This is a genomic window from Rossellomorea sp. YZS02, assembly GCF_033963925.1.
GTDB lineage: Bacteria > Bacillota > Bacilli > Bacillales > Bacillaceae_B > Rossellomorea.
Genome location: NZ_JAXBLY010000019.1, coordinates 68,935 through 91,333, shown reverse-complemented (window position 1 = coordinate 91,333; position 22,399 = coordinate 68,935). Strand labels below are relative to the sequence as shown.

At 44.5% G+C, this 22,399-nt stretch carries 25 protein-coding genes and 3 riboswitches; of the genes, 12 read left to right on the top strand and 13 right to left on the bottom strand.

Annotation, left to right across the window (positions count from 1 at the left end; all coding sequences use genetic code 11):
- Window positions 1-403 precede the first annotated feature (403 nt).
- The 5 genes from SLH55_RS17790 to yidD all read right to left on the bottom strand — a co-directional run bounded on the left by SLH55_RS17790 (window position 404) and on the right by yidD (window position 5,177).
- On the bottom strand, window positions 404-1,123 hold the full coding sequence (locus tag SLH55_RS17790; RefSeq protein WP_320324150.1) for a 3-ketoacyl-ACP reductase: 720 nt from the start codon (window positions 1,121-1,123) through the stop codon (window positions 404-406).
- A gap of 115 nt (window positions 1,124-1,238) precedes the next feature.
- Window positions 1,239-2,270, bottom strand: coding sequence for a cytochrome d ubiquinol oxidase subunit II (locus SLH55_RS17785; RefSeq protein ID WP_320324149.1), 1,032 nt, complete (start codon window positions 2,268-2,270; stop codon window positions 1,239-1,241).
- 24 nt (window positions 2,271-2,294) lie between these two features.
- A complete protein-coding gene (locus SLH55_RS17780) occupies window positions 2,295-3,653 on the bottom strand; it encodes a cytochrome ubiquinol oxidase subunit I (RefSeq protein ID WP_219170561.1) in 1,359 nt (452 codons plus the stop codon).
- Between the two features lie 198 nt (window positions 3,654-3,851).
- Window positions 3,852-4,787 (bottom strand): metal ABC transporter substrate-binding protein, encoded by a 936-nt coding sequence (locus tag SLH55_RS17775; RefSeq protein ID WP_320324148.1) that lies wholly within the window; start codon window positions 4,785-4,787, stop codon window positions 3,852-3,854.
- A gap of 150 nt (window positions 4,788-4,937) precedes the next feature.
- Window positions 4,938-5,177 (bottom strand): membrane protein insertion efficiency factor YidD, encoded by a 240-nt coding sequence (gene yidD / locus SLH55_RS17770; protein WP_219170559.1) that lies wholly within the window; start codon window positions 5,175-5,177, stop codon window positions 4,938-4,940.
- Between the two features lie 191 nt (window positions 5,178-5,368).
- On the opposite strand from yidD, the gene SLH55_RS17765 reads away from it, so the two are divergent.
- Window positions 5,369-5,842 (top strand): S-ribosylhomocysteine lyase, encoded by a 474-nt coding sequence (locus SLH55_RS17765; RefSeq protein WP_219170557.1) that lies wholly within the window; start codon window positions 5,369-5,371, stop codon window positions 5,840-5,842.
- A gap of 41 nt (window positions 5,843-5,883) precedes the next feature.
- Here the strand turns inward: SLH55_RS17765 and ytzI are convergent, their stop codons facing one another.
- Complete coding sequence (gene ytzI, locus SLH55_RS17760; protein ID WP_320324147.1) at window positions 5,884-6,057, bottom strand: YtzI protein; 174 nt, start codon at window positions 6,055-6,057, stop codon at window positions 5,884-5,886.
- Between the two features lie 180 nt (window positions 6,058-6,237).
- Between ytzI and SLH55_RS17755 the strand changes: the two genes are divergently transcribed.
- Window positions 6,238-6,411 carry a hypothetical protein gene (locus SLH55_RS17755; protein WP_219170555.1) on the top strand — a complete coding sequence of 58 codons (174 nt, stop codon included), beginning with the start codon at window positions 6,238-6,240 and terminating at the stop codon, window positions 6,409-6,411.
- Between the two features lie 67 nt (window positions 6,412-6,478).
- Here SLH55_RS17755 and SLH55_RS17750 read toward each other — a convergent pair whose 3' ends face one another.
- Window positions 6,479-6,724: a DUF6154 family protein gene (locus SLH55_RS17750; protein WP_044340349.1), complete on the bottom strand. Its 246-nt coding sequence runs from the start codon at window positions 6,722-6,724 to the stop codon at window positions 6,479-6,481.
- A 217-nt stretch (window positions 6,725-6,941) separates the two neighbouring features.
- Here SLH55_RS17750 and SLH55_RS17745 point away from each other — a divergent pair, with 217 nt between their 5' ends.
- The 3 genes from SLH55_RS17745 to ytkD all read left to right on the top strand — a co-directional run bounded on the left by SLH55_RS17745 (window position 6,942) and on the right by ytkD (window position 8,296).
- Window positions 6,942-7,331, top strand: a complete 390-nt coding sequence (locus SLH55_RS17745; protein WP_257475215.1) for a holin family protein — start codon at window positions 6,942-6,944, stop codon at window positions 7,329-7,331.
- A 56-nt stretch (window positions 7,332-7,387) separates the two neighbouring features.
- A complete protein-coding gene (locus tag SLH55_RS17740) occupies window positions 7,388-7,726 on the top strand; it encodes a hydrolase (protein WP_206851787.1) in 339 nt (112 codons plus the stop codon).
- Between the two features lie 96 nt (window positions 7,727-7,822).
- Complete coding sequence (gene ytkD, locus SLH55_RS17735; RefSeq protein WP_308807588.1) at window positions 7,823-8,296, top strand: RNA deprotection pyrophosphohydrolase; 474 nt, start codon at window positions 7,823-7,825, stop codon at window positions 8,294-8,296.
- On the opposite strand, the gene SLH55_RS17730 is transcribed toward ytkD, so the two are convergent.
- The 3 genes from SLH55_RS17730 to SLH55_RS17720 all read right to left on the bottom strand — a co-directional run bounded on the left by SLH55_RS17730 (window position 8,286) and on the right by SLH55_RS17720 (window position 10,882).
- The gene (locus SLH55_RS17730) at window positions 8,286-9,086 is read right to left on the bottom strand and encodes an ABC transporter permease (RefSeq protein ID WP_320324146.1); all 801 of its coding nucleotides are present in this window, start codon (window positions 9,084-9,086) and stop codon (window positions 8,286-8,288) included. The two genes, ytkD and SLH55_RS17730, sit on opposite strands and share 11 nt — an antisense overlap.
- Window positions 9,067-9,843 (bottom strand): ABC transporter ATP-binding protein, encoded by a 777-nt coding sequence (locus SLH55_RS17725; RefSeq protein ID WP_226673638.1) that lies wholly within the window; start codon window positions 9,841-9,843, stop codon window positions 9,067-9,069. The genes SLH55_RS17730 and SLH55_RS17725 overlap by 20 nt, the downstream gene beginning before the upstream one ends.
- Window positions 9,844-9,910: 67 nt before the next feature.
- A complete protein-coding gene (locus tag SLH55_RS17720) occupies window positions 9,911-10,882 on the bottom strand; it encodes an ABC transporter substrate-binding protein (protein WP_413787116.1) in 972 nt (323 codons plus the stop codon).
- Between the two features lie 230 nt (window positions 10,883-11,112).
- Between SLH55_RS17720 and SLH55_RS17715 the strand changes: the two genes are divergently transcribed.
- Both SLH55_RS17715 and SLH55_RS17710 read left to right on the top strand, forming a co-directional pair.
- A complete protein-coding gene (locus SLH55_RS17715; RefSeq protein WP_219170545.1) occupies window positions 11,113-11,895 on the top strand; it encodes an alpha/beta hydrolase family protein in 783 nt (260 codons plus the stop codon).
- A 44-nt stretch (window positions 11,896-11,939) separates the two neighbouring features.
- Complete coding sequence (locus tag SLH55_RS17710) at window positions 11,940-12,182, top strand: DUF2584 domain-containing protein (RefSeq protein WP_219170544.1); 243 nt, start codon at window positions 11,940-11,942, stop codon at window positions 12,180-12,182.
- A 32-nt stretch (window positions 12,183-12,214) separates the two neighbouring features.
- Here SLH55_RS17710 and SLH55_RS17705 read toward each other — a convergent pair whose 3' ends face one another.
- Window positions 12,215-12,547 carry a hypothetical protein gene (locus SLH55_RS17705; protein ID WP_219170542.1) on the bottom strand — a complete coding sequence of 111 codons (333 nt, stop codon included), beginning with the start codon at window positions 12,545-12,547 and terminating at the stop codon, window positions 12,215-12,217.
- Window positions 12,548-12,685: 138 nt separating this feature from the next.
- On the opposite strand from SLH55_RS17705, the gene SLH55_RS17700 reads away from it, so the two are divergent.
- The 4 genes from SLH55_RS17700 (at window position 12,686) to SLH55_RS17685 (ending at window position 19,433) form a co-directional block, all read left to right on the top strand.
- Entirely contained in the window at window positions 12,686-13,378 is a 693-nt protein-coding gene (locus tag SLH55_RS17700) for a copper homeostasis protein CutC (protein ID WP_219170541.1), read from the top strand.
- Between the two features lie 71 nt (window positions 13,379-13,449).
- Window positions 13,450-13,565, top strand: a riboswitch (TPP riboswitch).
- Window positions 13,566-13,715: 150 nt separating this feature from the next.
- Window positions 13,716-15,470 carry a phosphomethylpyrimidine synthase ThiC gene (gene thiC, locus SLH55_RS17695; RefSeq protein WP_219170540.1) on the top strand — a complete coding sequence of 585 codons (1,755 nt, stop codon included), beginning with the start codon at window positions 13,716-13,718 and terminating at the stop codon, window positions 15,468-15,470.
- Between the two features lie 271 nt (window positions 15,471-15,741).
- A riboswitch (SAM riboswitch) is annotated at window positions 15,742-15,849 on the top strand.
- Window positions 15,850-15,923: 74 nt separating this feature from the next.
- Window positions 15,924-16,109: riboswitch (cobalamin riboswitch) on the top strand.
- 157 nt (window positions 16,110-16,266) lie between these two features.
- The gene (gene metE / locus SLH55_RS17690; RefSeq protein ID WP_307514256.1) at window positions 16,267-18,540 is read left to right on the top strand and encodes a 5-methyltetrahydropteroyltriglutamate--homocysteine S-methyltransferase; all 2,274 of its coding nucleotides are present in this window, start codon (window positions 16,267-16,269) and stop codon (window positions 18,538-18,540) included.
- 332 nt (window positions 18,541-18,872) lie between these two features.
- Entirely contained in the window at window positions 18,873-19,433 is a 561-nt protein-coding gene (locus SLH55_RS17685; RefSeq protein WP_320324145.1) for a biotin transporter BioY, read from the top strand.
- A 42-nt stretch (window positions 19,434-19,475) separates the two neighbouring features.
- Here SLH55_RS17685 and SLH55_RS17680 read toward each other — a convergent pair whose 3' ends face one another.
- The gene (locus SLH55_RS17680) at window positions 19,476-20,264 is read right to left on the bottom strand and encodes a GNAT family N-acetyltransferase (protein ID WP_219170535.1); all 789 of its coding nucleotides are present in this window, start codon (window positions 20,262-20,264) and stop codon (window positions 19,476-19,478) included.
- Between the two features lie 167 nt (window positions 20,265-20,431).
- Here SLH55_RS17680 and SLH55_RS17675 point away from each other — a divergent pair, with 167 nt between their 5' ends.
- The gene (locus tag SLH55_RS17675) at window positions 20,432-20,581 is read left to right on the top strand and encodes a lmo0937 family membrane protein (RefSeq protein ID WP_106298475.1); all 150 of its coding nucleotides are present in this window, start codon (window positions 20,432-20,434) and stop codon (window positions 20,579-20,581) included.
- Window positions 20,582-20,639: 58 nt separating this feature from the next.
- Here the strand turns inward: SLH55_RS17675 and pckA are convergent, their stop codons facing one another.
- A complete protein-coding gene (gene pckA, locus SLH55_RS17670) occupies window positions 20,640-22,229 on the bottom strand; it encodes a phosphoenolpyruvate carboxykinase (ATP) (protein WP_219170533.1) in 1,590 nt (529 codons plus the stop codon).
- Window positions 22,230-22,399: the final 170 nt, after the last annotated feature.

The following is a 22,399-nucleotide window of genomic DNA, read 5'->3' as shown; positions in this document are numbered from 1 at the left end:
GGTTAAGGACCAAGGCAGATCAATAGACGGAGAAATTCCGCTTAATGAGTTAATTATTATAAAAAATGACTGAAATAGGGGGAAAGATTCCGCCTATTGACTCGAAAATACAAAAAATGGATGATTTTTCAGTGCCTAAGCGGAAAATCTCCGCTTATTCACCCTCAGAACAAGTTTCGTTCAGACTTTAACAGGAGAATCTCCGCTTATTTTCCGTTTGCTGATTTTTTATATAAACGACAAGACACCTTATTTCCGCATCACTAGCATTCTAATAATGATGAAAAAAACTCGCCCACATGACTACGGCGAGTTTTACTTTTTTATATACAAATGTCATGTTTAAAAAAAGCACCTTAAAAGGGAACAGTATCCTTAAGTCCCTCTAAGATGTTTATTCCGTCTAAAAAGGGTTTGTCGCCCATTGAAGAGACTGCTTGATGAAGATTCTCGGGTGGAGCTTCAGTTGTGATACCATATGCTCCGCCAGGTCCTCCGGCTGCATGTATTTCTCCTTGTCAGCTTCATCCACGTGATCAAAAGTCAGATCCGTCGCCACCAGGCTTGGGTTCAAGGTCATGACACGGATATTATGTTTTCGGACTTCCTGCATGAGTGCTTCTGTCATCCCTTGGATGGCAAATTTGGACCCACTATACGCTGTGCTCCCTGCTGTCCCTTTCAATCCGCTGCTTGATGAAATATTGATGATATCCCCACGGTCTTTCTCGATCAATTGGGGCAGGACGGCACGGGTGACATAATATGTTACGAATACATTCACCTCAAAGGTCCGTTTCCAATCCTGGGGATCGATTTCAAGAAATGATCCGTACGTTCCGATACCGGCATTATTGATCAAGATGTCGGCAGGTCCCAATTCTTTACTGAGTTTCGCGACTGCTTGATTGACCTGGTCCATATCGGAAATATCCGCAACAGCCACACTCGCTTTCACGCCAAGCGATCTCGCTTCATCCGCCACTTTTTTAAGAGTGCTTTCTGTACGGGCGATCAACCCGACATGGACGCCTTCCCGGGCAAACTCCAATGCCGTCGCTTTTCCGATTCCCCTCGCTGCACCTGTAATATAAGCCGTTTTGCCATTGATCGGTTGTGCCATTTTAATCATCCTTTCAATTGGTTCTAAGGTAAGTGTAAAGTGATGGAGAGTGGTAGGCAACTAATATACCTGATGTGGTGGAATAAAAAAACGCTCCGGGAGTCCCGGAGCGTTCTCACTCACTTTTTTGCCTCAAGTACCGTTTGTCGTTCATGAATAAGCTCCAGAAGTAGACAAACCCCGGGAACAGGATGATGAACCCGACGATATAGGTGATGAAGACGGCCTTAAATGAATTGGGATCTGTAAATCCCGACTGAATCGTCACTTCTGGATAGATGATATAGGGCAAGTGTGCTTTACCGTATACATAACTTGCCAAAACATATTGAAAGGTTACGGCAATGACCGCGACCCGCGGCATCCCTTTCATTCCCTCTTTATTCGTAGGGAGGAACAAAGCACCTCCCGCAACGAGGAATCCGAGAAGGGAAATCAGTAAGATAGGCAGGTCTTCCATCATCTTGTCATACATCCATCCTGCCTCATTTTTCATGGTGAACATGATGAGGAAGGCCATGACAACCGAAATGGGACCAATGATCAGAGCGTCACGCCTATACACCTTGAATGCTTCGAATTCTTTTGAAGCTTTCGAGTAATCGGCAAGAAGCAGGGATGACAGAAACAATGTACTTGCGACGGCGAACCCGAAGAAAGCATATTCATGGGGACTACTGAACAGTTTCCCTAGGAGAAGGGTCTGGCCGTCTTCGAAATCGATATAAGGTCCGTGAGAGATAGGCAGAACACTGATAAGGAGGCCCGGGATCAACAAGCCGGTGATCCCCGTTACGTAAGTGAGCGGCTTCCTGTAATCATCCGCCACATGGGAGAATACAAGAAAGGCACTCCTCAGGGCCAGAAGCAATAGAATCAAGCTTCCCGGAACGAGTAATACCGTTCCTAAAGAATAGGCAGCACCAGGGAACATGCTGTATACGGCGACAACTAAGGCGACGATGAATGTGTTCGTAACCTCCCAGGTAGGAGACAGATACCGATTGGCAATATTCGTTGCTTTCGTTTTGTCATGGTTGATATAGATCATTGACCAGAAACCGGCACCGAAGTCCATTGTTGCCATGACGGCATAGATAAAGACGAATCCCCAAAGGATTGTGATGGCAATCAAAGCTTGTGTCATATCTTCACCTCCAATTCCTGCTGTTTAAGTTGACAGGGGAATATCCTTCTGATTTGATTCCGCTTTGTTAATATCCTTTTCAGGAGGATTCCGCTTAAAGTAATACAGGAGTACCAGAACGACGGAAACGGCCAAAATCGCATATACTGAGACGAAGAGAATGAAAAGAGTCCCTAGGTTACCTGAAGTGGTAACCGAATCTTCCGTACTCAGGATGCGGTAAATCGTCCATGGTTGTCGGCCAGTGCAGGCGAAGATCCATCCAAACTCGATGGAAAGGATCGACAAAGGCCCACCAGCCACGAATGCCCACATCAGCCATTTCGGGAAACGGTCCTTTTTCAGTAGCTTGTTCCACACGTAGGCGACGAGGGAAAGAAGAATGAGCAGTGATCCAATCCCAACCATTGCGTTAAATAGAGTATGAACGAATAGGGGTGGCCAGTATTCTTCAGGGAAGTCATTCAACCCGATTACCTCTGTATCAAAGCTGTTCCCGGCCAGGAAACTGAGGGCCCATGGAACTTCAATCCCCCACTTTACTTCTTTTGTAACAGGATCGGTGAATCCACCGATGGAAAGTGGAGCATGAGTCTGGGTTTCAAATAATCCCTCCGCCGCAGCCAATTTCTCAGGCTGATACTCATGGAGCTTTTGTGCGGATTCATGTCCATTGATCGCTGTGAGAAAGGCGAAGACCCCACCGACCAATAAGCAAATCATGAGCGACTTTCGATGAAAAGCATAGATTCTCGAACCGAAAGAAGATCGAAGCATTTTAAAGGCCGATACGGTCGCAATCGTAAAGGAGCCCGCTACATAAGCAGATAATGCCACGTGTCCGGCCGTCACGAAGAAGCTTGGATTAAAGAATGCTTTCCAAGGATCCACATTGGTGATTTCCCCATTGATGATTTCAAATCCGGCCGGCGTCCCTTCAAAGGCGTGTACATTGGTAATCAGAACGGCAGAAGCCAGGCCGCCGATTGCAACAAGCACCAGGCTCACAATCCGCATCCAAGGAGCGATCCGATTCGCTGCATACACATAAATGGACATAAATAACGCTTCCACAAAGAAGGCGTAGATTTCAATTTGAAACGGCAGGGCCATGACGCGCCCGATGACCTCCATGAATCCCGGCCAAAGGAGTGACAGCTGCACACCGGCGATTGTCCCAGTCGGGATGCCCACTCCTAACAAGACTGCGAACGCCTTGGTCCAGCGCTTCGCCATCACGGAATAATCAAGGTCATTGGTCCGTTGAAACATGATTTCTGCAACAAGGATCATTAACGGTATACCCACTCCAAGTGTGGCAAAAATGATATGAAACCCCATTGTAACCCCAAACATGGAACGAGCAATTACTAATTCATCCATTCTCAAATCTCCCTTACTAGTCTTTAACATTTCCTTATTGTCCACTTAATGGAAAATAATATTCATGATTTTAGGAGAAATGGATTGTATTTAGGGAGTCAAATGGCGAAGTCGATAATATAACCTGTTTTTTAAATTAGTGGGTCTGCCATGGCACCGCATCTCATCCAGAAAAAAAAAGCAGCCCCGGAGGCTGCTCTACTGTAATGCTTGTTTCAGTGTATCAATATTCCTCTTCATCAAAGAAAAATAATCCTCATCCTTTTTGCGATCTTCTGCTGTGAGGACGGATAAGTTGTGAAGAGTGAGTGATTTTGTTCCCAATTCATTTTGGACGACTTCTGTCAGGCGTGAAGAGACGTTTTGTTCAAAAAGGATGTATTGGACATTGTCGCTTTTCCCTTTTTCTATGATTTTCTTCAACTCCTGCTGGGACGGTTCGTCTGCTGAATTCAACCCGGCGATGGCTTCCTGATGGAGTCCGTAACGTTCTTCCCAATAGCTGTAGGCTGCGTGGGAAACGTAGAAGGTTTTCTTGGGCGCATTGTCCGCCATGCTTTTGAACTCAGTGTTCAGTTCGTCTAAATCACTGTTCACCGTTTCAAGATTCGCTTGGAATTCATCTTTATGCTCGGGCATTTTTTTTGAAAGAGTGTCGGCGATGTTCTTTGCCATTTCTTTCGAATAAACGGGATCTAACCAAATGTGGGGATTCACATCATGGTTATGCCCATCTTCATGATCGTGGCCATCCTCATCATTGTTTTCGTGATGAACTTCGATTCCTTTACTTGCCGCTACTACTTCAACGTCTTCATTTTCCAGTAATGATTTAGACTTTTCAACAAATCCTTCAAGACCCATTCCGACGTAGAAGAAAACATCTCCATCAGCCATCTTCATCATATCTTTCTGGGAAGGTTCAAAGGTATGTTCATCCGCACCGGGAGGATAGATGCTTTCAACCTCCACATACTTCCCGCCGATTTTTTTCGTGAAGTCCTCCAGTGGATAGACCGTCGTGTATACCTCTAGTGTATCTTTCTTTTTGTCCCCATCCTGGGCGGAATCGGTTCCACAAGCAGACAAGACGAGAATCAATAATAATAGCAAACTCATGCGAATATAGTTCAAGAGGAAGCCTCCTTTTAACGGTTTTGTTTCATAACTGTAATGATTACGATTTAGCACAAAGGTTATTTTACTACCGATATGGGGAATAAGCAAGATAAATGGGACGATTTTATTAAAAAAGACTACCTCCCGAGTTGGAGCTAGTCTGAATCAGTCTTCTTTTTCCTTGCTTGGCCATTGTTCCGGCACGTGATCGATGCCCCCGGGATGGAATGGGTGACATTTGACAATCCTCTTGATCGTCAGCCAGCCGCCTTTGAGTGCACCGAAACGGCTTACTGCCTCGACCCCGTAATGGGAACATGTAGGGTAAAACCGGCATGTAGGAGGCTTAAGGGGAGAGATGACGCGCTGGTAGAACTTGAACAGTAATAATAAAACCCTTTTCATAATCCGTCTCCTAAAAGAGATTTTCTTTTACTATATCAGAACCTGTACGGGTATTGAAAGGGATTGGCATTTAGAAGATGGTGGATAGGAGTGGAAAAACTGGTTTTTTACCTAATTCAGATTAAGTTGATGAAATAACTATGAATTTACGTTATACTATGAAGTAGAAACTAAATGGGAGTGATTTTTTAATGCCTTCAGTAGAAAGCTTTGAATTAGATCATAATGCAGTGAAAGCACCATATGTCAGACATTGCGGTGTGCATAAAGTAGGAAGCGACGGACTTGTGAATAAGTTTGATATCCGTTTCTGTCAGCCGAACAAGCAAGCGATGAAGCCTGATTCCATTCATACACTAGAGCATTTATTAGCCTTCACGATCCGTAAATATGCTGAGCCATATGCTCATTTTGATATCATTGATATTTCACCGATGGGCTGCCAAACGGGCTACTATTTAGTCGTAAGCGGGGAGCCGAAAGTAGAAGAAATCATCGACCTGTTGAATGCTACCATGGAAGAAGCGGTAGAAATCGAAGAAATCCCGGCAGCAAATGAAAAACAGTGCGGGCAGGCGAAGCTGCATGATTTAGAAGGTGCCAAGAAACTCATGCGTTTCTGGCTCAGCCAAAGCAAAGAAGAATTGAAACAAGTATTTGCATAAAAACAAGAAAATCCACCGGGAGCCGGTGGATTTCTTTATGTTTATTCTTTCTTTTCCTCTTCTTCTTGTTTCATCTTTTCAAGGTGAGGATTATTTTCAAGTGGATCGACTGTATGCTTAACGGTTGTATAGGCTTTGGAAGTCGTTAGGGCACTTAAGAAAATCACCAGAATACAAATGACAACCGCAATAATCAGAACAAGAGTCACTGACATCATGCAACCCCCTTTTTTTTCACTATTTTACCATAGAACGTTCCAGCGTTCATGGAGTAAAAATAACAATATTATGTCATTTCCTATGATTTCCAATGGATGTTTGTTATTCTGAATATAAGGAATGAATAGATTTTAGTATGCACCATTCTTAACAGTCGAAGCGAGGGGGAAGTTCCCATGGAAATCTCTTCTATGATGGGGAAACAGGTTGCTGAGCTTCAAAGGACGCTCAGTATGAATTTGCTGAAGAGCCAGATGGCCACTCAAGCGGCACAAGTCACGGTGATGATGAAGGATATGCAGCCCGCTCCGCATCCAAGTAAAGGACATGCAGTGGATGTAAAAGGATGAAAAAAAAGGCGTTCCTCCGGGTAATCGGAGCAACGCCTTTTTTTATTGTCCAGCTCCGGAGCATTTCTTAATGAAGACTTTTCTTCTCGAGTCTTACCCTTTCCTCACTATTGGACCATTTTTCTTTCAATGTTTCGAATATGTATAGGCGGAAGAAGTATTGTAATTCTTCTGTTTCCATTTCCTGTATGAGTTCTAATAATTCGTTCCTGGATGTATCTTCTAAGATTGTAAGGGCAATGAGGTCTAAGTCTTCGTCGGTACCTTTGATTCTTCCACGGTACATTTCATAAATCTCTTCGATCAACTTCATGCGCTTCACCTCCCTTTCGTTTCATTTTAACATGAACGTTTATGAATTTCTCTACATATTATGCTAGGACAACTCTTATTTGCCTTTACCCGTTACCGTCCTTTTTAACCATGGGAAGGTGTTCCGGGATGTTTTTGATTTAATCAGCCAGTTGTTCAGATACCGAGGAAAGGATTGTCAAATTCATACCAACCATTAGGAAAAGGAGATGCTTTATTTGGAGAAAAGTACGCTGTTCGTTGGGTCGGGTCTTAGTGCCATTATTCTTAACCTATTCGGTGAGTGGGACATGCTGATCACATTTCTGTTGATTGCCGTGACCCTCGATTATGTAACAGGGTTGATTGCGAGTGGTATAGAAGGGAAGCTGTCCAGTAAATTCGGAGTGAAAGGGATCGGCAGGAAAGTGCTGATTTTTTCCCTCGTCACGGTTGCCCACCTTATTGATACTATACTAACAAATCAACACTTTATTCGTAATGCCACGATTATTTTTTATTTATGTAATGAAATGATTTCGATCATTGAGAATGTCGGTCGGGCGGGAGTTCCTGTTCCGGAATTTTTAAAGAGAGCGGTTGAAGTATTGAAGAAAAAATCGAAGTGAATAGAATTCCGTCAATTGAGGAAAATGAAGGGTAAGTACATTGAAGGAGTGGGAAGATGAGCGAAGAACGTCACGATTATTATATAGAAGTAGCGACAGGAGAAATCTCAAGAAGCTCGACTGATTCCGAATGGAATTTCAAAATATCTGCAACGGATGAAGAAATCACCCAGCTTCGGGAAGTGTTCGATTCCAATCATTCCGTCGATTGGCAGAATTTCTACAGGGCTCATGTCCCGTATGTTCAATATCATTTTGACCGGGAGAATGATGCCTATGATGAAAATCTGCAGCAGGTGTACGGCATGCTGCATCGACTCGGGGATGAAGAGGTGAAGAAGTTCATTGAAAGTATCGGCATCCTGAATGATCATCCTCATGAAAACAGCGAGTAAGGACGAAAAGTGTTGGTTCAGAAGTGATTTCTGTGGACCAACGCTTTTTATTTATGGTTAGATGGAGGAAAGAACGTACGCATGGGGGGAAGTCAGGTGGAACGGTTTGTAGATGAAAACGGAAAGAAAGTGGAGATGTCGTTTGAGAAAGGACGGTTTCGAGAGGCGTCCAATCACGTCCTTGTGCTGTGCCGCTATGATGGTCATTGGCTGTTGACCCGGCATAAGAAGAGGGGCCTTGAGTTTCCCGGCGGAAAGCGGGAAGAGGGGGAGACCCTAACGGATGCTGCGAAACGAGAAACGTATGAAGAGACGGGCGGGATCATCAGGGAACTGGTATTCATTGGAGAATATAAGGTCTATGATGACCCACCGTTTGTTAAAACGATATACTTCGCTGAGGCAGAAGAGCTCATCCCCAAAGACGATTATATGGAGACGGATGGATCGGTCCTTTGGAGAGGGAATTTTAACGAAATTCAGGATGATCCTTCTTTTAGCTTTATCATGAAGGATCAAGTGGTGGAGCTGGCAGTAGACAGGTTGGCTGATCTCGATGTTACGATTTGATCCATTTCTTCTCAAGCATCTCTACCAGTTTATACATAATCGTTGCGAATACGGCAATCACGAGAAGTGAGAGCAGGACAAGGGTGAAGTTAAAGACCTGGAAGCCGTAGATGATCATATAGCCAAGACCTTTGGCGGAAACAAGGAACTCACCTACGATGACCCCTACCCAAGACAGCCCTACATTGACTTTTAATGTTGAAATGATCGTAGGGAAGGAGGCGGGAAGAATGACCTCTTTGAACATCTGTCCCCTTTTCGCCCCGAAGGTCTGCATCACCTTTAAGTAATTGGGATCAACTTCCCGAAAGGATGTATACACGACGATGGTGGTGATGATGACAGAAATGACGGTCCCCATTGCGATGATCGAGGTGAAGCCCGGTCCGAGTCCCACGATCAATATCGGGCCGAGTGCCACCTTGGGCATGGCGTTCAGGATCACGAGATACGGATCCAGTACTTTTGAGAGAAAAGGTGACCACCATAATAAGGCGGCAAGCATGGTACCAAGAAGGGTTCCTAGGATGAATCCAATGACGGTTTCCCCAAGGGTCACAGACAGATTGGCTAAAAGGCTCCCGTCTCCCACCTTTACAACGAATAATTTCCATATTTTTGAAGGTGAACTGAAGATGAGGGGATCCACCCAGCTGTTGCGACTGGCTATTTCCCATAATGAGAAAAACACGGTGAATATGAGGGCTTGATAAAACCAAACCCATCGCTGTTCTTTTTTCAGTGATAGAATATATTCCCGATGCTTTTGTTTAATGTGTTCGTGATTCAAGTTTTTCAAGCTCCTTCCATATGGATTGGAAAAATTCCGGGTATGCTGCATGGTTCCTGACTTCAAAGGGCATCAATTCTTTTAATTGTACAGGTACTTCGAAAATGGTGTGGATATGACCCGGTTTCGTCCCGAATAAGATGATTCTGTCACTCATGGAGATGGCTTCCCCGATATCATGGGTGACGAGGATGGCTGTTTTACCGAAAGATTTCAAGGTGGAAAACACCAGGTCCTCCAATTTTAATTTCGTTTGATAATCAAGGGCGGAGAAGGGTTCATCCAGGAGAAGCAGCTGAGGTTCGGTGATCAGTGTACGGATCAGCGCGACCCGCTGTCTCATCCCTCCAGAGAGTTCCCTGGGATAGGATGATCCCACTCCTTCAAGCCCCATTTCGTTCAATAGCGAGTGAGCCTCTCTTCGCTTTTCCTCAGTCAGGGTGCCCATGATGGTCAACCCCAACAATATATTCTCTTCGATTGTTTTCCAGGGAAACAGATAATCCTGCTGCAGCATATAGCCCAGTTTCTTTTTCATCGTTCTTATGGGCTTATTCAATAATGTTACCGTTCCTTCCGTCGGCTTAATGAGTCCTGCGACGATGGAAAGTAAAGTCGTTTTGCCGCATCCCGATGGACCGATGAAAGAGACGAATTCACCTTCTTCTACTTGTAATGTGATATCTCTGAGGGCATGGGTCGCGGTTTTCGGTGAAAAATAGGTGTGGTGGACAGTATCAATTTTTAGAAAATTCACTGTGGCAAGCCTCCGTTTTTCTTTTTTTACAAGGGAAGGGCTGACGTTTGAAGTCAGCCCCCGGATATTACTTTGCCGCTTTTTCAGCGATGGATGTGTTTACAAGCGTCTTATGGTCGACTGTTTGAGGGAGTTCTCCTGCTTCATCCATGATGGTTTGGAGATTATTCCACTCTTCTTCGTCCAGGATAGGATCCGTCGCATAGGAACCTTGTGATTTATAGCGGTCCACAACGGTTTCAATCAGGTCCAGTTCCGTATCTTCAAAATAAGGTTCGATCACTTTGGCGATGTCGGCTGCTGAATTTTCTTCCACCCATTGCTGCGCTTTGTATAAGGCTTTTGTAAACTTTTCTACGGCCTCTTTGTTTTCTTTCATATAGCTGTCCTTGGACATGAAGGTCGTGTATGGCACGTGTCCGGATTCCGTTCCAAAGGAAGCGACGATATGTCCTTTGCCTTCTTGTTCAAAGATGGAAGCTGTCGGTTCGAATAATTGGACATAATCTCCTGTATCGGATGCGAAGGCGTTGGCTATATTGGCAAAATCGATGTTCTGGATGAGATTTAAATCGTTTTGAGGATCGATGTCGTGATTCTTTAACACGAACTCACCGACCATTTGCGGCATTCCGCCTTTACGCTGACCTAGGAAGGTAGAACCCTTCAGCTGATCCCATTCAAAGTTCTCTACCTTTTCCCTTGAGACAAGAAACGTTCCGTCTGTTTGGGTCAATTGTGCAAAGTTGATGACGGGATCATCGGACCCTTGTGCATGGACATAGATGGACGTTTCAGAGCCGACCAAAGCGACATCCGCACCGCCGGATAATAATGTGGTCATGGTTTTATCCCCGCCCCACGTGGTGGTCAGTTCAATGTCGAGCCCCTCGTCTTTGAAAAACCCTTTTTCAATTGCGACATATTCAGGTGCGTAGAAGATCGAGCGGGTCACTTCTGCCACCCGGACCTTTTGAACTGCTTCTTCTTTTTCTCCGCATGCGGTCAAGCCGATCGTCAACGTGAGAATGAGGAGTATACCTAAACCGGTTTGAAGCCATTTTCTCAATTTAATCTTCCTCCTTTACTTATTAAGGGTGATCGATAGTTGGGATGAGTGCAGTTGTCGCCTAGTTTTATCTATAAGGCAATAGGGTAGGATGATCATAAAGCTTTTTGGGACTTTGCCTATTTCAATTAGCTAAAGTATTCTATGTAAAGTACGAAAAATGTGTGATTACCCAGTGCACGTTTTGAAAGGAAGAGAATATGAAAGACGGAAGTGTTATACAAAAAGTATTGTTTCCATCACCTAATCCACATGTGGTGTTGTTTGAAGTCACTTATATATCCTCTGGGCTCAGGGTGAAGGGGCTGCTCGCGGAACCTGTCCTGAAGGGGAAGTATGATGCTTTCTTATATTTAAGAGGGGGGATCAAAGGGGTCGGAATGGTGAGACCCGCACGGATCGCCCAGTTCGCCTCACACGGATTTATCGTCTTTGCTCCCTATTACAGAGGAAATCTAGGGGGAGAGGGGAATGAAGACTTTGCCGGGGATGACCGGGAAGATGCTCTTTCCGGAGTGGAATTGCTTAAGAACCATCCACGAACAACCCGGAATCGGATCCATGTATTCGGCTTTTCCAGGGGTGGTGTCATGGCCCTCATGACGGGTATCGAGTACACGGAGGTGACGTCCGTGGTCACGTGGGGGGGCGTGTCTGATATGTTCCTTACATATGAGGAGCGAAAGGATCTCCGCAGGATGATGAAGAGAGTGATCGGGGGGAGCCCCAATAAAGTTCCTGAAAGGTATGAATGGCGAACCCCCCTTTATTCACTCCAGAAGTTAGAGGCACCGGTTTTGATCATTCATGGTGAAAAAGACCAGAACGTTTCCGTGGAGCATGCATATAGATTAGAAAAAAGATTGAAGGAACTCGGGAAACCGGTCACGTCCCATTATTACAAAGAGTTCACCCACTATTTTCCGCCCCGAAAGAACCAACAGATCGTTTCCCTGCTCTGTTCCTGGATGAAGGACCAATAGTCAGTGGTGTATGATGAGATTAAAAAGGATTGAGGTCATACAAAATGGGCATGGGCTTAGAACTTAACACGATGATCGTGACAAAAGGGAAAGAAGAAAGAAAAGAAGGGAATCTCTTTCACCTTCAAAAATCTGGATATCGTCTATTTCCGATGCATATCCCCATTGATGTGAGAAAGTCGAAACACAGTGATCCGATTGGTTTCGGAACAATTGAGAAGATGGAGTGGAAGGATGGGGTCACGACGATCTTCTACCGGTTGATCTCCCTGAACAGGACAAATTAAATAAAACGAGTGGCTGCAGGCAGCCACTCGTTTTATTTGATTTCCTCATACAACAGATAACGGTTATCCTTCGTTTGAGCGATAAGATAATTCTTATGATCTTTCACACTATAAATGGGTGTCCCTTTTGCCAATGTATTTGCCGTAAAGTCATTCACTGGATGATACTTGGTTTCGATCTTTTCTTTGATGGAACCGATCTTTTCATTTAGGGTCAGCTTCTTCTCTACGGATACCTTCACATATTCCTTGTCGTTCACCACCATCATATCCCCATATCCGCATAACTCATAGGATGCAGGCTTTTTCTCCCCGCATGCACTCAATACAAATACGCATAATAGCAAGACAATCAGACGCTTCATATTTCTCCTCCTTCACCATAATGCACATATTCAAAAGATATTCAGGCTTGTACGTGAACATGTTTCTTTTTTTTTTTGAAGGGGTTGATTTTCCTTATGTGGTACAGTAAAGGAAATAATGAATGATTGGAGGACACCATGAGTAAACTTGAAATCATTGTCTTAAATGAAGAAGATGCAAGGGCAGCAGAAGCTTCCGGAGCAGATCGTCTTGAATTAGTATCCGCCATACATACGGGAGGATTGACACCAGGGTACCATGTCATAGAAAAGGTATTGGAAGCAGTCTCTATTCCTGTTCAGATCATGATCCGTCTGCATTCCTCATCCTTTCGGTATTCCATGGACGAGGTTAAAGTCATGGCAGACCAGGTTCGGACCATTAAGGAAATCGGTGGTGAGGGGATCGTATTTGGTGCTCTAACACATGAGGGAAAACTGGATGTGAATGCGTTAAAGGAAATTGTTCAAGCCGCGGATGGGCAATCGATCACATTTCACAGGGCAATCGACGAGGCTTTGGATCCGGTAGTCCTTTGTAAAGAAATACATCGATCGGAACTGGCAGTAGAGAGGATTCTTACATCAGGAGGTAGATCCGTGGTGAGAGAAGGGCTCGAAAACATTAAAAGCATGATAAAAGTAGAGAAGGCTGGCGGACCTCTTATCATGCCCGGTTCAGGGTTAACGCTTGATAACATCGACGAAATACACAGTGTGCTACATGCGAAGGAATACCATGTAGGGTCAGGTGTACGCCACCAGGGAAGATACGATAGGGCAATAGACCAGGAAAAAGTAGCAGCATTCAAAAAAGTGATCATGTCCTGAATTGATTCTTTCAACCTATATGAAACGGAATTCCGGTATGGTAAAAATAGTATGTAACAACTGAATATTCTTATTTCTACTGGGGGAGTCCGATACAAGCTTGGACTGAGAGAAGAACGCAGGAGTTCTTTGACCCTTTGAACCTGATCTGGATGATACCAGCGGAGGGAAGTAGTGGAGAAGTGCCAAATGTTTTTATTTAAGGCGCTTACTACTTTTTGACATGTCGGGTTCTGATCATTCAGGACCCTTTTTTGTGTCTTCATTTTCACTTAAGGATAAGTGAACTGCCTGACGAGGTAACCTTCCGGACCCAATCACAAGGAGGAGAAGGTAGATGGCAATCGAGTTAAAATCTCAATTTACAAACAGTAAAAAAGTGTACGTCAGAGGATCACGGCCGGACATAAACGTTCCGATGAGAGAAATTGAACAGAGTAAGACGAAGGCAGCCTTTGGGGAAGAAGAGAATGCTCCTGTTTGTGTTTACGATACGAGTGGGCCGTATACAGATCCACAATATCGTGTGGATATCAATAAAGGATTGCCTTCGGTGCGGAAGAAATGGATTATGGAACGAGGAGACGTGGAAGTCTACGAAGGACGTGAAGTCGTTCCGGAAGATAACGGTTATAGAAGTAAAGACCCCGGTGCCGGGCTGAAATGGTTCCCTCATGCAAACCGAAATCCTTTACGGGCAAAAAAGGGTGGTAACATCACTCAAATGCACTACGCAAAGAAAGGAATCATTACACCAGAAATGGAGTTCATCTCAATCCGGGAAAATGTGGATCCGGCTTTTGTAAGAGATGAGGTGGCAAGCGGAAGGGCAATCATACCTTCTAATATCAATCATCCTGAATGTGAGCCCATGATCATCGGCCGACACTTCCATGTGAAGATCAATGCGAATATCGGCAATTCTGCTGTATCATCCTCGATTGAAGAAGAAGTGGAGAAAATGACATGGGCAACCAGGTGGGGCGCAGATACCATCATGGACTTATCGACAGGGAAAGACATTCATACTACACGTGAGTGGGTGATTCGGAACTCTCCCGTCCCTGTAGGTACTGTACCGATCTATCAAGCTCTGGAAAAGGTAAACGGGATAGCAGAAGATCTTACGTGGGAGGTGTACCGGGATACGCTGATCGAGCAGGCAGAGCAGGGTGTTGATTACTTTACCATCCATTCCGGGGTATTGTTGAGATATATTCATTTAACCGTTGATCGTACCACAGGTATCGTGTCACGGGGAGGTTCGATCATGGCACAGTGGTGTCTGGCCCATCATAAGGAGAACTTTCTTTATACCCATTTTGAAGAAATTTGTGAAATTGCAGAGGCTTATGATATTTCGATTTCACTAGGGGATGGATTAAGACCGGGGTCGATCGCAGATGCCAATGACGAAGCCCAATTTGCTGAGCTTGAAACACTGGGCGAGTTAACGAAAATCGCTTGGAGGCATGATGTCCAGGTGATGATTGAAGGGCCTGGTCATGTCCCGATGCATATGATTAAAGAAAACGTGGATAAGCAAATGGAAATCTGTCATGAAGCCCCTTTCTATACATTGGGACCATTAACGACAGATATTGCACCAGGATACGATCATATCACTTCTGCCATTGGGGCTGCGATGATCGGCTGGTTCGGGACGGCGATGCTCTGTTATGTAACACCAAAGGAACATCTCGGGCTTCCGAATAAAGACGATGTCCGGGAAGGCGTCATTGCATACAAGATTGCCGCCCATGCAGCTGATTTAGCGAAGGGGCATCCAGGTGCACGCATAAGGGACAACGCCCTTTCCAAAGCACGATTCGAGTTTAGATGGAATGATCAATTCAATCTCTCCCTGGATCCTGAACGGGCAAGGGAGTATCATGATGAAACCCTCCCTGCCGAAGGGGCAAAGACCGCCCACTTCTGTTCCATGTGCGGACCCAAGTTTTGTTCTATGAGAATCTCACATGATATCAGGGGGATGAAGGGCAGTACTGTAGAGTCACAGTTTGAGAGGGACAAAGGGTTGAAAGAAAAGGCGAAGGAGTTTGTTGAAAATGGATCCAACCTCTACCGGTAATCAAGGTTCTCATATACTTTTGTTGCAGAAAGAAATGCTGATTCTGCACCAAAGGATCATGGACCTTGAGAAAGAAGTGAAGGGCATCCAGGCCAGGTGCAAACATGTCTTTTATGAAACTCCCGCCTCACGGAATTGCATCAAGTGCCATTATGCAGAAAGTACGTACTATTAAGGAGATTGAAAAAGGATGAAATTTTCTTTTGACAGTCAATTGTTCCCGTGCTACGATAAGTACTAATTTCCGAATAGTAAAAATATAAGCATAAAACTCTTATGTAGAGAGGTGGAGGGACTGGCCCTGTGAAACCCGGCAACCGTTCAATTTTTATTGAAAAGGTGCTAATTCCTGCAAAGCCTTGGCTTTGGAAAATAAGAGGGGATTCCACTAAATATGAAGCCCTCTCTTTCATTGATGGAGAGGGCTTTTCGTTATCTGGTAAAAGGACAATTGAATAGACAAATGCAATAGGTGCTGAGTTTTACTCAGCTAAGAGGGAAGACCGGTGAAAATCCGGCGCGGTCCCGCCACTGTATAGGGGAGCAACTTATCATTTAACCACTATTTCATCCGAAATGGGAAGGGGTAAGAAGCGACGATCCTGAGTCAGGAGACCTGCCTGTTGTATGCACTTATGCTCTACGGGGATATAGAGAGGGGTGAGGAATGCGTGTTGAGAATACCGATTGGTCTCGACTCTAGTTAAGTATGCGTATGAATCTCTCTTTCTTTTGAAAGAGAGATTTTTTTGTTGGGGCTATAATCACAATTCTGAAAAGATGGGGAGTGTGTTATTTGAGTAAGGTCATGAGTTCGAATTTAGGGTATCCGAGAATAGGGGAAAATCGTGAATGGAAAAAGGTATTGGAGAAATATTGGTCCAATAAGGTGGACGAAGAGACGTTCCAAAAACAAATGGAAGTTATACGTCTCGCGCATGTGAAGAAACAGAGGGATCAGGGAGTGGATTTGATTCCCCTTGGGGACTTCTCGCTTTATGATCATGTACTGGATACTGCCGTGATGTTTGGAGTCGTTCCGGAAAGATTTGACTATCAAGGTGGGAAAGTACCTCTCGATACGTATTTTGATATTGCAAGGGGGACGAAGGATTCCCCAGCATCGGAAATGACGAAATGGTTTAATACCAACTATCATTATATCGTCCCGGAATTTTCCGGCTCGGAACCTAAGCTGGTGGAAAATCGACCGCTGGCTTTTTACCGAGAAGCGAAAGAAAAGCTTGGTATCAAGGGGAAGCCTGTGATCATTGGGCCATTCACATTTGTGAAATTGTCTAAAGGGTATGATGATGGGGATGGAAACGCACTTGTGGAAAAATTGGTCCCTCTATACGCCAGAGTCTTAAAGGAATTACAGGAGGAGGGAGTAGAATGGGTGCAAATGGACGAGCCGATCTTATGTACCTCCATCTCCAGACAGGAGGTGGAACGCTTTAAAGAGGTCTATGGGGTATTAAAGCAATCTGCTCCCCATGTGAAGGTTATTCTTCAAACCTATTTCGATCGATTGGAGCATTATCAAGAGGTGATGGCCATACCTGTGGACGGGATAGGAATGGATTTTATTCATGATCGGGGAGAGAATTTGGATGCCATCAGAAGGAACGGGTTCCCTGCAGATAAGATACTCGCTGCCGGGGTGGTGGACGGCAGGAATATTTGGAGAAGGAATCTTGTTGACGCCCATTCATTTGTATCTTCATTGACTGATCTAGTATCGAAGGACCAATTAATCATTCAACCATCCTCCAGCTTGCTTCACGTACCGGTGACCGTGCGGAGGGAAGATGCTTTGGATCAAACCCTTAGAGAACGCTTGTCTTTTGCTGATGAGAAATTGAAGGAGGTGGTCATTCTTGCGAAAGCGATCGGGAAAGAAACGGGGATCTTACAGAAGGAGTTGGATGGAAGTGTGAAATCCATCGCTGCCCGGCATGAATCAGTCGGTAGCAGCAGAGAAGCATATGAAGAAAACCGATTGACTGTCAGGAGGTTGTCCCCCTATTCCATTCGCCGAAAGGTACAATCCGAGCTCCCCCTTCTTCCCACTACTACAATCGGGAGCTTTCCTCAGACCAGTGAGGTAAGGAGACAGAGATTGAAGTGGCGTAAGGGTGAGATTGGTGACGACGCATATCGGGAATTCATTCGTGGAGAAATAAAACGGTGGATCACCATCCAGGAAGAAGTCGGATTGGATGTGTTGGTACACGGTGAGTTTGAACGGACGGATATGGTCGAATTTTTCGGCGGAAAATTGGAGGGCTTTCAGTTCACAAGATTCGGATGGGTCCAGTCCTATGGATCGCGATGTGTGAAGCCGCCAATCATATATAGAGATGTGAAATTTATACAACCGATGACAGTGGATGAGACGGTATATGCCCAGTCGCTAACCAAAAAGCCGGTTAAAGGGATGTTAACAGGGCCGATCACCATTCTGAACTGGTCATTCGTGAGGGAGGATCTATCACGCAACACAGTAGCTAACCAGATTGCCTGCTCTCTCTGCAAAGAAATTGAATCACTTGAAGAACAGGGAATTCGGATGATCCAGGTTGATGAACCCGCTCTCAGAGAGGGATTACCATTGAAGAAGGAACGGTGGGATGACTATTTACAAGCTGCTGTTCATTCATTTAAGTTAGCCACTTCGTCAGTTCGGGATGAAACGCAAATTCATACCCATATGTGTTATGCCGATTTTGAAGATATCATGGAAGCCATCAGTGAACTTGATGCAGATGTCATCTCAATCGAGACGTCGAGGAGTCATGGTCAACTGATCAACATTTTTGAGGAAAGCATATACGACAAAGGGATAGGCTTGGGTGTGTATGATATTCACAGTCCCCGGATACCTGAGAGTGAGGAAATCATCAAGCATATTAAGCGTTCTTTAAAAGTGTTGAATCCTACACAGTTTTGGATTAATCCTGATTGTGGTTTGAAAACCAGGGGAATTGCTGAAACCATTTCATCCCTAAAAGTGATGGTGGAATCAGCGAAGCATGTCCGTTCAGAACTTCTCGTGAAGAATGAGTAAGAACATGCGTCATAGAATGAACATCATGAAAGGAGCAACAAATGTCCTACGTAGCCATCGGGAGAATTATACAGGTATACAATGAGCGATACCCTCAGCATACTTGCCTATATATGATCAGTGATAAGAGAGAAGATGAGTTGGAGAAGGGGAGAATATCTTTAAAATCTGAGGTGAAGCTTATGGCAAGTGAGAAGGTATGTAATATATATGCTCCCCAGTAATAGAGAACCTTGGGTCTACTCAACAGATGAAAATTTTCTTCCCCAATACACGTGATATGTGTTAACTTATACTTATATAGAGTTTACATACACAAGGGGGATTCACACATGAATGGAGAAAAACTGAGGATGATCATCCACTGTGCGATCTTTGCAGCGATGACGGGGATCTTCGCACAGATTGAAATACCATTGCCACTCGTTCCCATCAGCGGGCAAACACTGGCAGTCGGAATCACGGCTACGATCCTTGGAAGCAGATATGGGGCATTGTCGCTGATTTGTTATGCGGCACTAGGTGCTGTCGGGGTACCCGTGTTCGCAGGGTTCAGCGGGGGTGCGCAAGTGCTTGTCGGTCCGACCGGCGGCTATATTTTTGGCTTTATCGTAGCGGCTTTCTTTACAGGTTATATTCTTGAAAAAACGAAGTTCACCATTCCGATGGCGATGATCGCCAATACGGTTGGGATGATCATTACATTGATCCTGGGGACCATTCAACTGAAATTTGTAGCGGACCTGGGCTGGAATCAGGCGATGGCAGCGGGAGTTTATCCGTTTATCGTAGTCGGTCTGATCAAAGCGTTCCTGGCAAGCTGGATAGGTATTACGGTAAGAAAGCGTTTGGTTCAGGCAAAATTGATCCAGAGTCGGAAAGTGGCCGCATAAGTAAAAGTGGACTCCTATTTTTAGGAATCCACTTTTTTTTATTTAGAATTTATACATTGACCAGTAACCAATATCCTTAAATCCAATCCGTTTATATATCTTTCCTGCTTCAGGATTATCATAGAAAAGGCAAAGCTCTTTTCCTTCGTTTAGAACGTCACGGCAAAGCTTCGTCATGCACTCTGTGGCATATCCCTTTTTCTTATACTGGGGGTGGGTGCATACAGCGACGATCATGGCGGACATGCTATTTTCCGCCGTAGTGGACGCGGAAGAAACAAACTGTCCATCCTGTTCCACGAAGTAGCTGCGGGCAACCCCTTTTTCCATCCCGTGCTTTCTTTTCTCCACTGTAAAACTTCCTCCGCTGAACTCAGGGATAGCGTTCAACAGCTCTACAAGCTTCGGTAAATCATCGAAATTGGCCTCTTTCACATGGGGCAGATCGTGGTCATCCATGGCCGAGGTACTGTCGCATTTGGCATAATACATATGTCTCTTCGAATCGATCTTCCTTGATAAGTAGGGTTCAACTTCAGTGACAATTCGTTTCAAACCTGAAACGATGCTGTAGTCTTCCGTCCCGTTGATAATAGCGGCGAACCCTTCCGCATCGAATTCCCCCATGGAAAACGGAATGAAGTTTTCCCGGTACTTAAGGAGGATCCCCCTTAAGTTTCCTTCATCATCGAAATCGCCCCAGATTCTCTGGAAATCCTGCTCATATCCGAAGGCTTCAATGTCCCCGATGATGAATAAATTCTCAGCAGGTTGTTGTTGAATAAGCTGCTGGCAACTATCGTGATCTTTTTCTGTAAGCTGTCTGATCATCTTGATTCCCCCTGTAAAATTTAATCATAATCATACCAAAATTAGTAATATTTAGTAAAGTTTTATTTTTAGGTGAAATCAGAAAAAGAATGGGGAATTGGTAATGGTTTTAAAATCCGAGTATTAGGGAAACTTATGAGCAAGAACAGTTTTAAGGAGGAGCACAAATGCTTTGGACCATCATCGGAATTTTATTAGTTCTTTGGTTACTAGGATTGATCTTTAAAATCGGTGGAGCCGTCATCCATGTTCTACTGATCATCGCCGTTGTTGTATTCTTATTCAACAGAATCACCGGCCGGAAAAAAGGGCTATAACGATAACAAAGGTCCGTCCCTCAAATGTGAGGGACGGACCTTTGTATGTCAGGATGATTTATTTAACGGACGGGCCGCCTTTTTGTTCGATGTCAGAAGGGACGTTTGAGAATTTCTTGAAGTTCTCGTTGAACTTGTGAGCAAGTTCTTTTGCCTTCGCTTCATAAGCGGATTCATTGGACCAGGTCTTCTTAGGCTGAAGGACTTCGTCTGGAACACCAGGAACGTGGACCGGGATGTTCAGACCGAAGATTTCATCTGTCGCCGTTTCAACATTCGTCAGTTCGCCTTCAAGAGCGGCTTGAATCATGGCACGGGTGTAAGAAAGCTTCATGCGGTTTCCGACACCGTATTCTCCACCGGTCCAACCAGTGTTCACTAAGAATACCTGTGCATTGTGCTCATCGATCTTCTTACCAAGCATTTCTGCATAACGAGTGGCAGGAAGCGGAAGGAATGGAGATCCAAAGCAAGTTGAGAATGTAGCTTGCGGTGACGTGATTCCGCGCTCAGTACCTGCAAGCTTTGATGTATATCCGCTTAAGAAATGGTACATTGCCTGTTCTTTTGTCAGCTTGCTGATCGGAGGTAATACGCCGAATGCATCAGCTGTCAGGAATACAATCGTATTTGGGTGTCCTGCTATACTTGGCTCCACGATGTTTTCCATCGCTTGAAGGGGGTAGGCAGCACGCGTGTTTTCTGTTAAAGTGTTATCATCATAATCCGGGAGGCGGGACATGTCATCAAGAACGACATTTTCAAGTACTGAACCGAAACGGATTGCATCAAAAATCTGTGGCTCCTTCTCACGCGTTAACCCGATACATTTCGCATAGCAGCCGCCTTCGATATTGAATACACCGTTCGGGGACCATCCGTGCTCATCATCACCGATCAAACGGCGGTTAGGATCTGCGGATAAAGTCGTTTTACCAGTACCGGATAATCCGAAGAACAATGCGACATCGCCTTCGCGTCCAACGTTTGAAGAACAGTGCATGGACAGGATATCGGATTCAGGAAGTACATAGTTCATCACGGAGAAGATCGACTTCTTCATTTCACCGGCATATTCCGTTCCGCCGATCAATACGATTCTTTTTTCAAATGAAACGATGATAAACGTTTCAGAGTGAGTGCCATCCACTTCCGGATCAGCTTTGAAGTTCGGCGCTGAAATGACGGTGAACTCTGATTGATGATCTTTTAACTCATCTGTTTCCGGGCGGATGAATAATTGGTGGGCAAAAAGATTATGCCACGCAAATTCATTGATTACCTGGATCGGCAGTCTATGTTTCGGGTCGGCGCCTGCGAACCCTTTAAATGAAAATACTTCTTCTTTTTCTTTTAAGTATTCGATGACTTTCGTATATAATTTATCGAATGATTCCGAAGAGATCGGCTGATTGACAGAACCCCATTCGATTTTATCTTTCGTCGTTGGTTCTTCTACAATAAATTTATCCTTAGGAGAGCGTCCTGTGTATTTACCAGTTTCTGCTCTGATTGCACCTGATGAAGTTAAAACTCCTTCATTTCGTTGAAGGACCTTTTCGACTAGTTGAGAAACAGATAATTGTTCCTGGATGTTTTGACCGTTAAGTAATTCCGTTAATTCATTAGACATGCTCACTGAATTCATTAGAACCCTTCCTTTATATAAATTTATTTAAATGGAATCGTTTACTTTACAAAAATAGTATAACACAATCAAGCTATTAGTCTATACTATTTATTTAATTTTATAATGTGTCTTCATTTTGTCACATTTTTCTCCCTGATATAGCTTGTTTCTTCTTATATATATGAAAA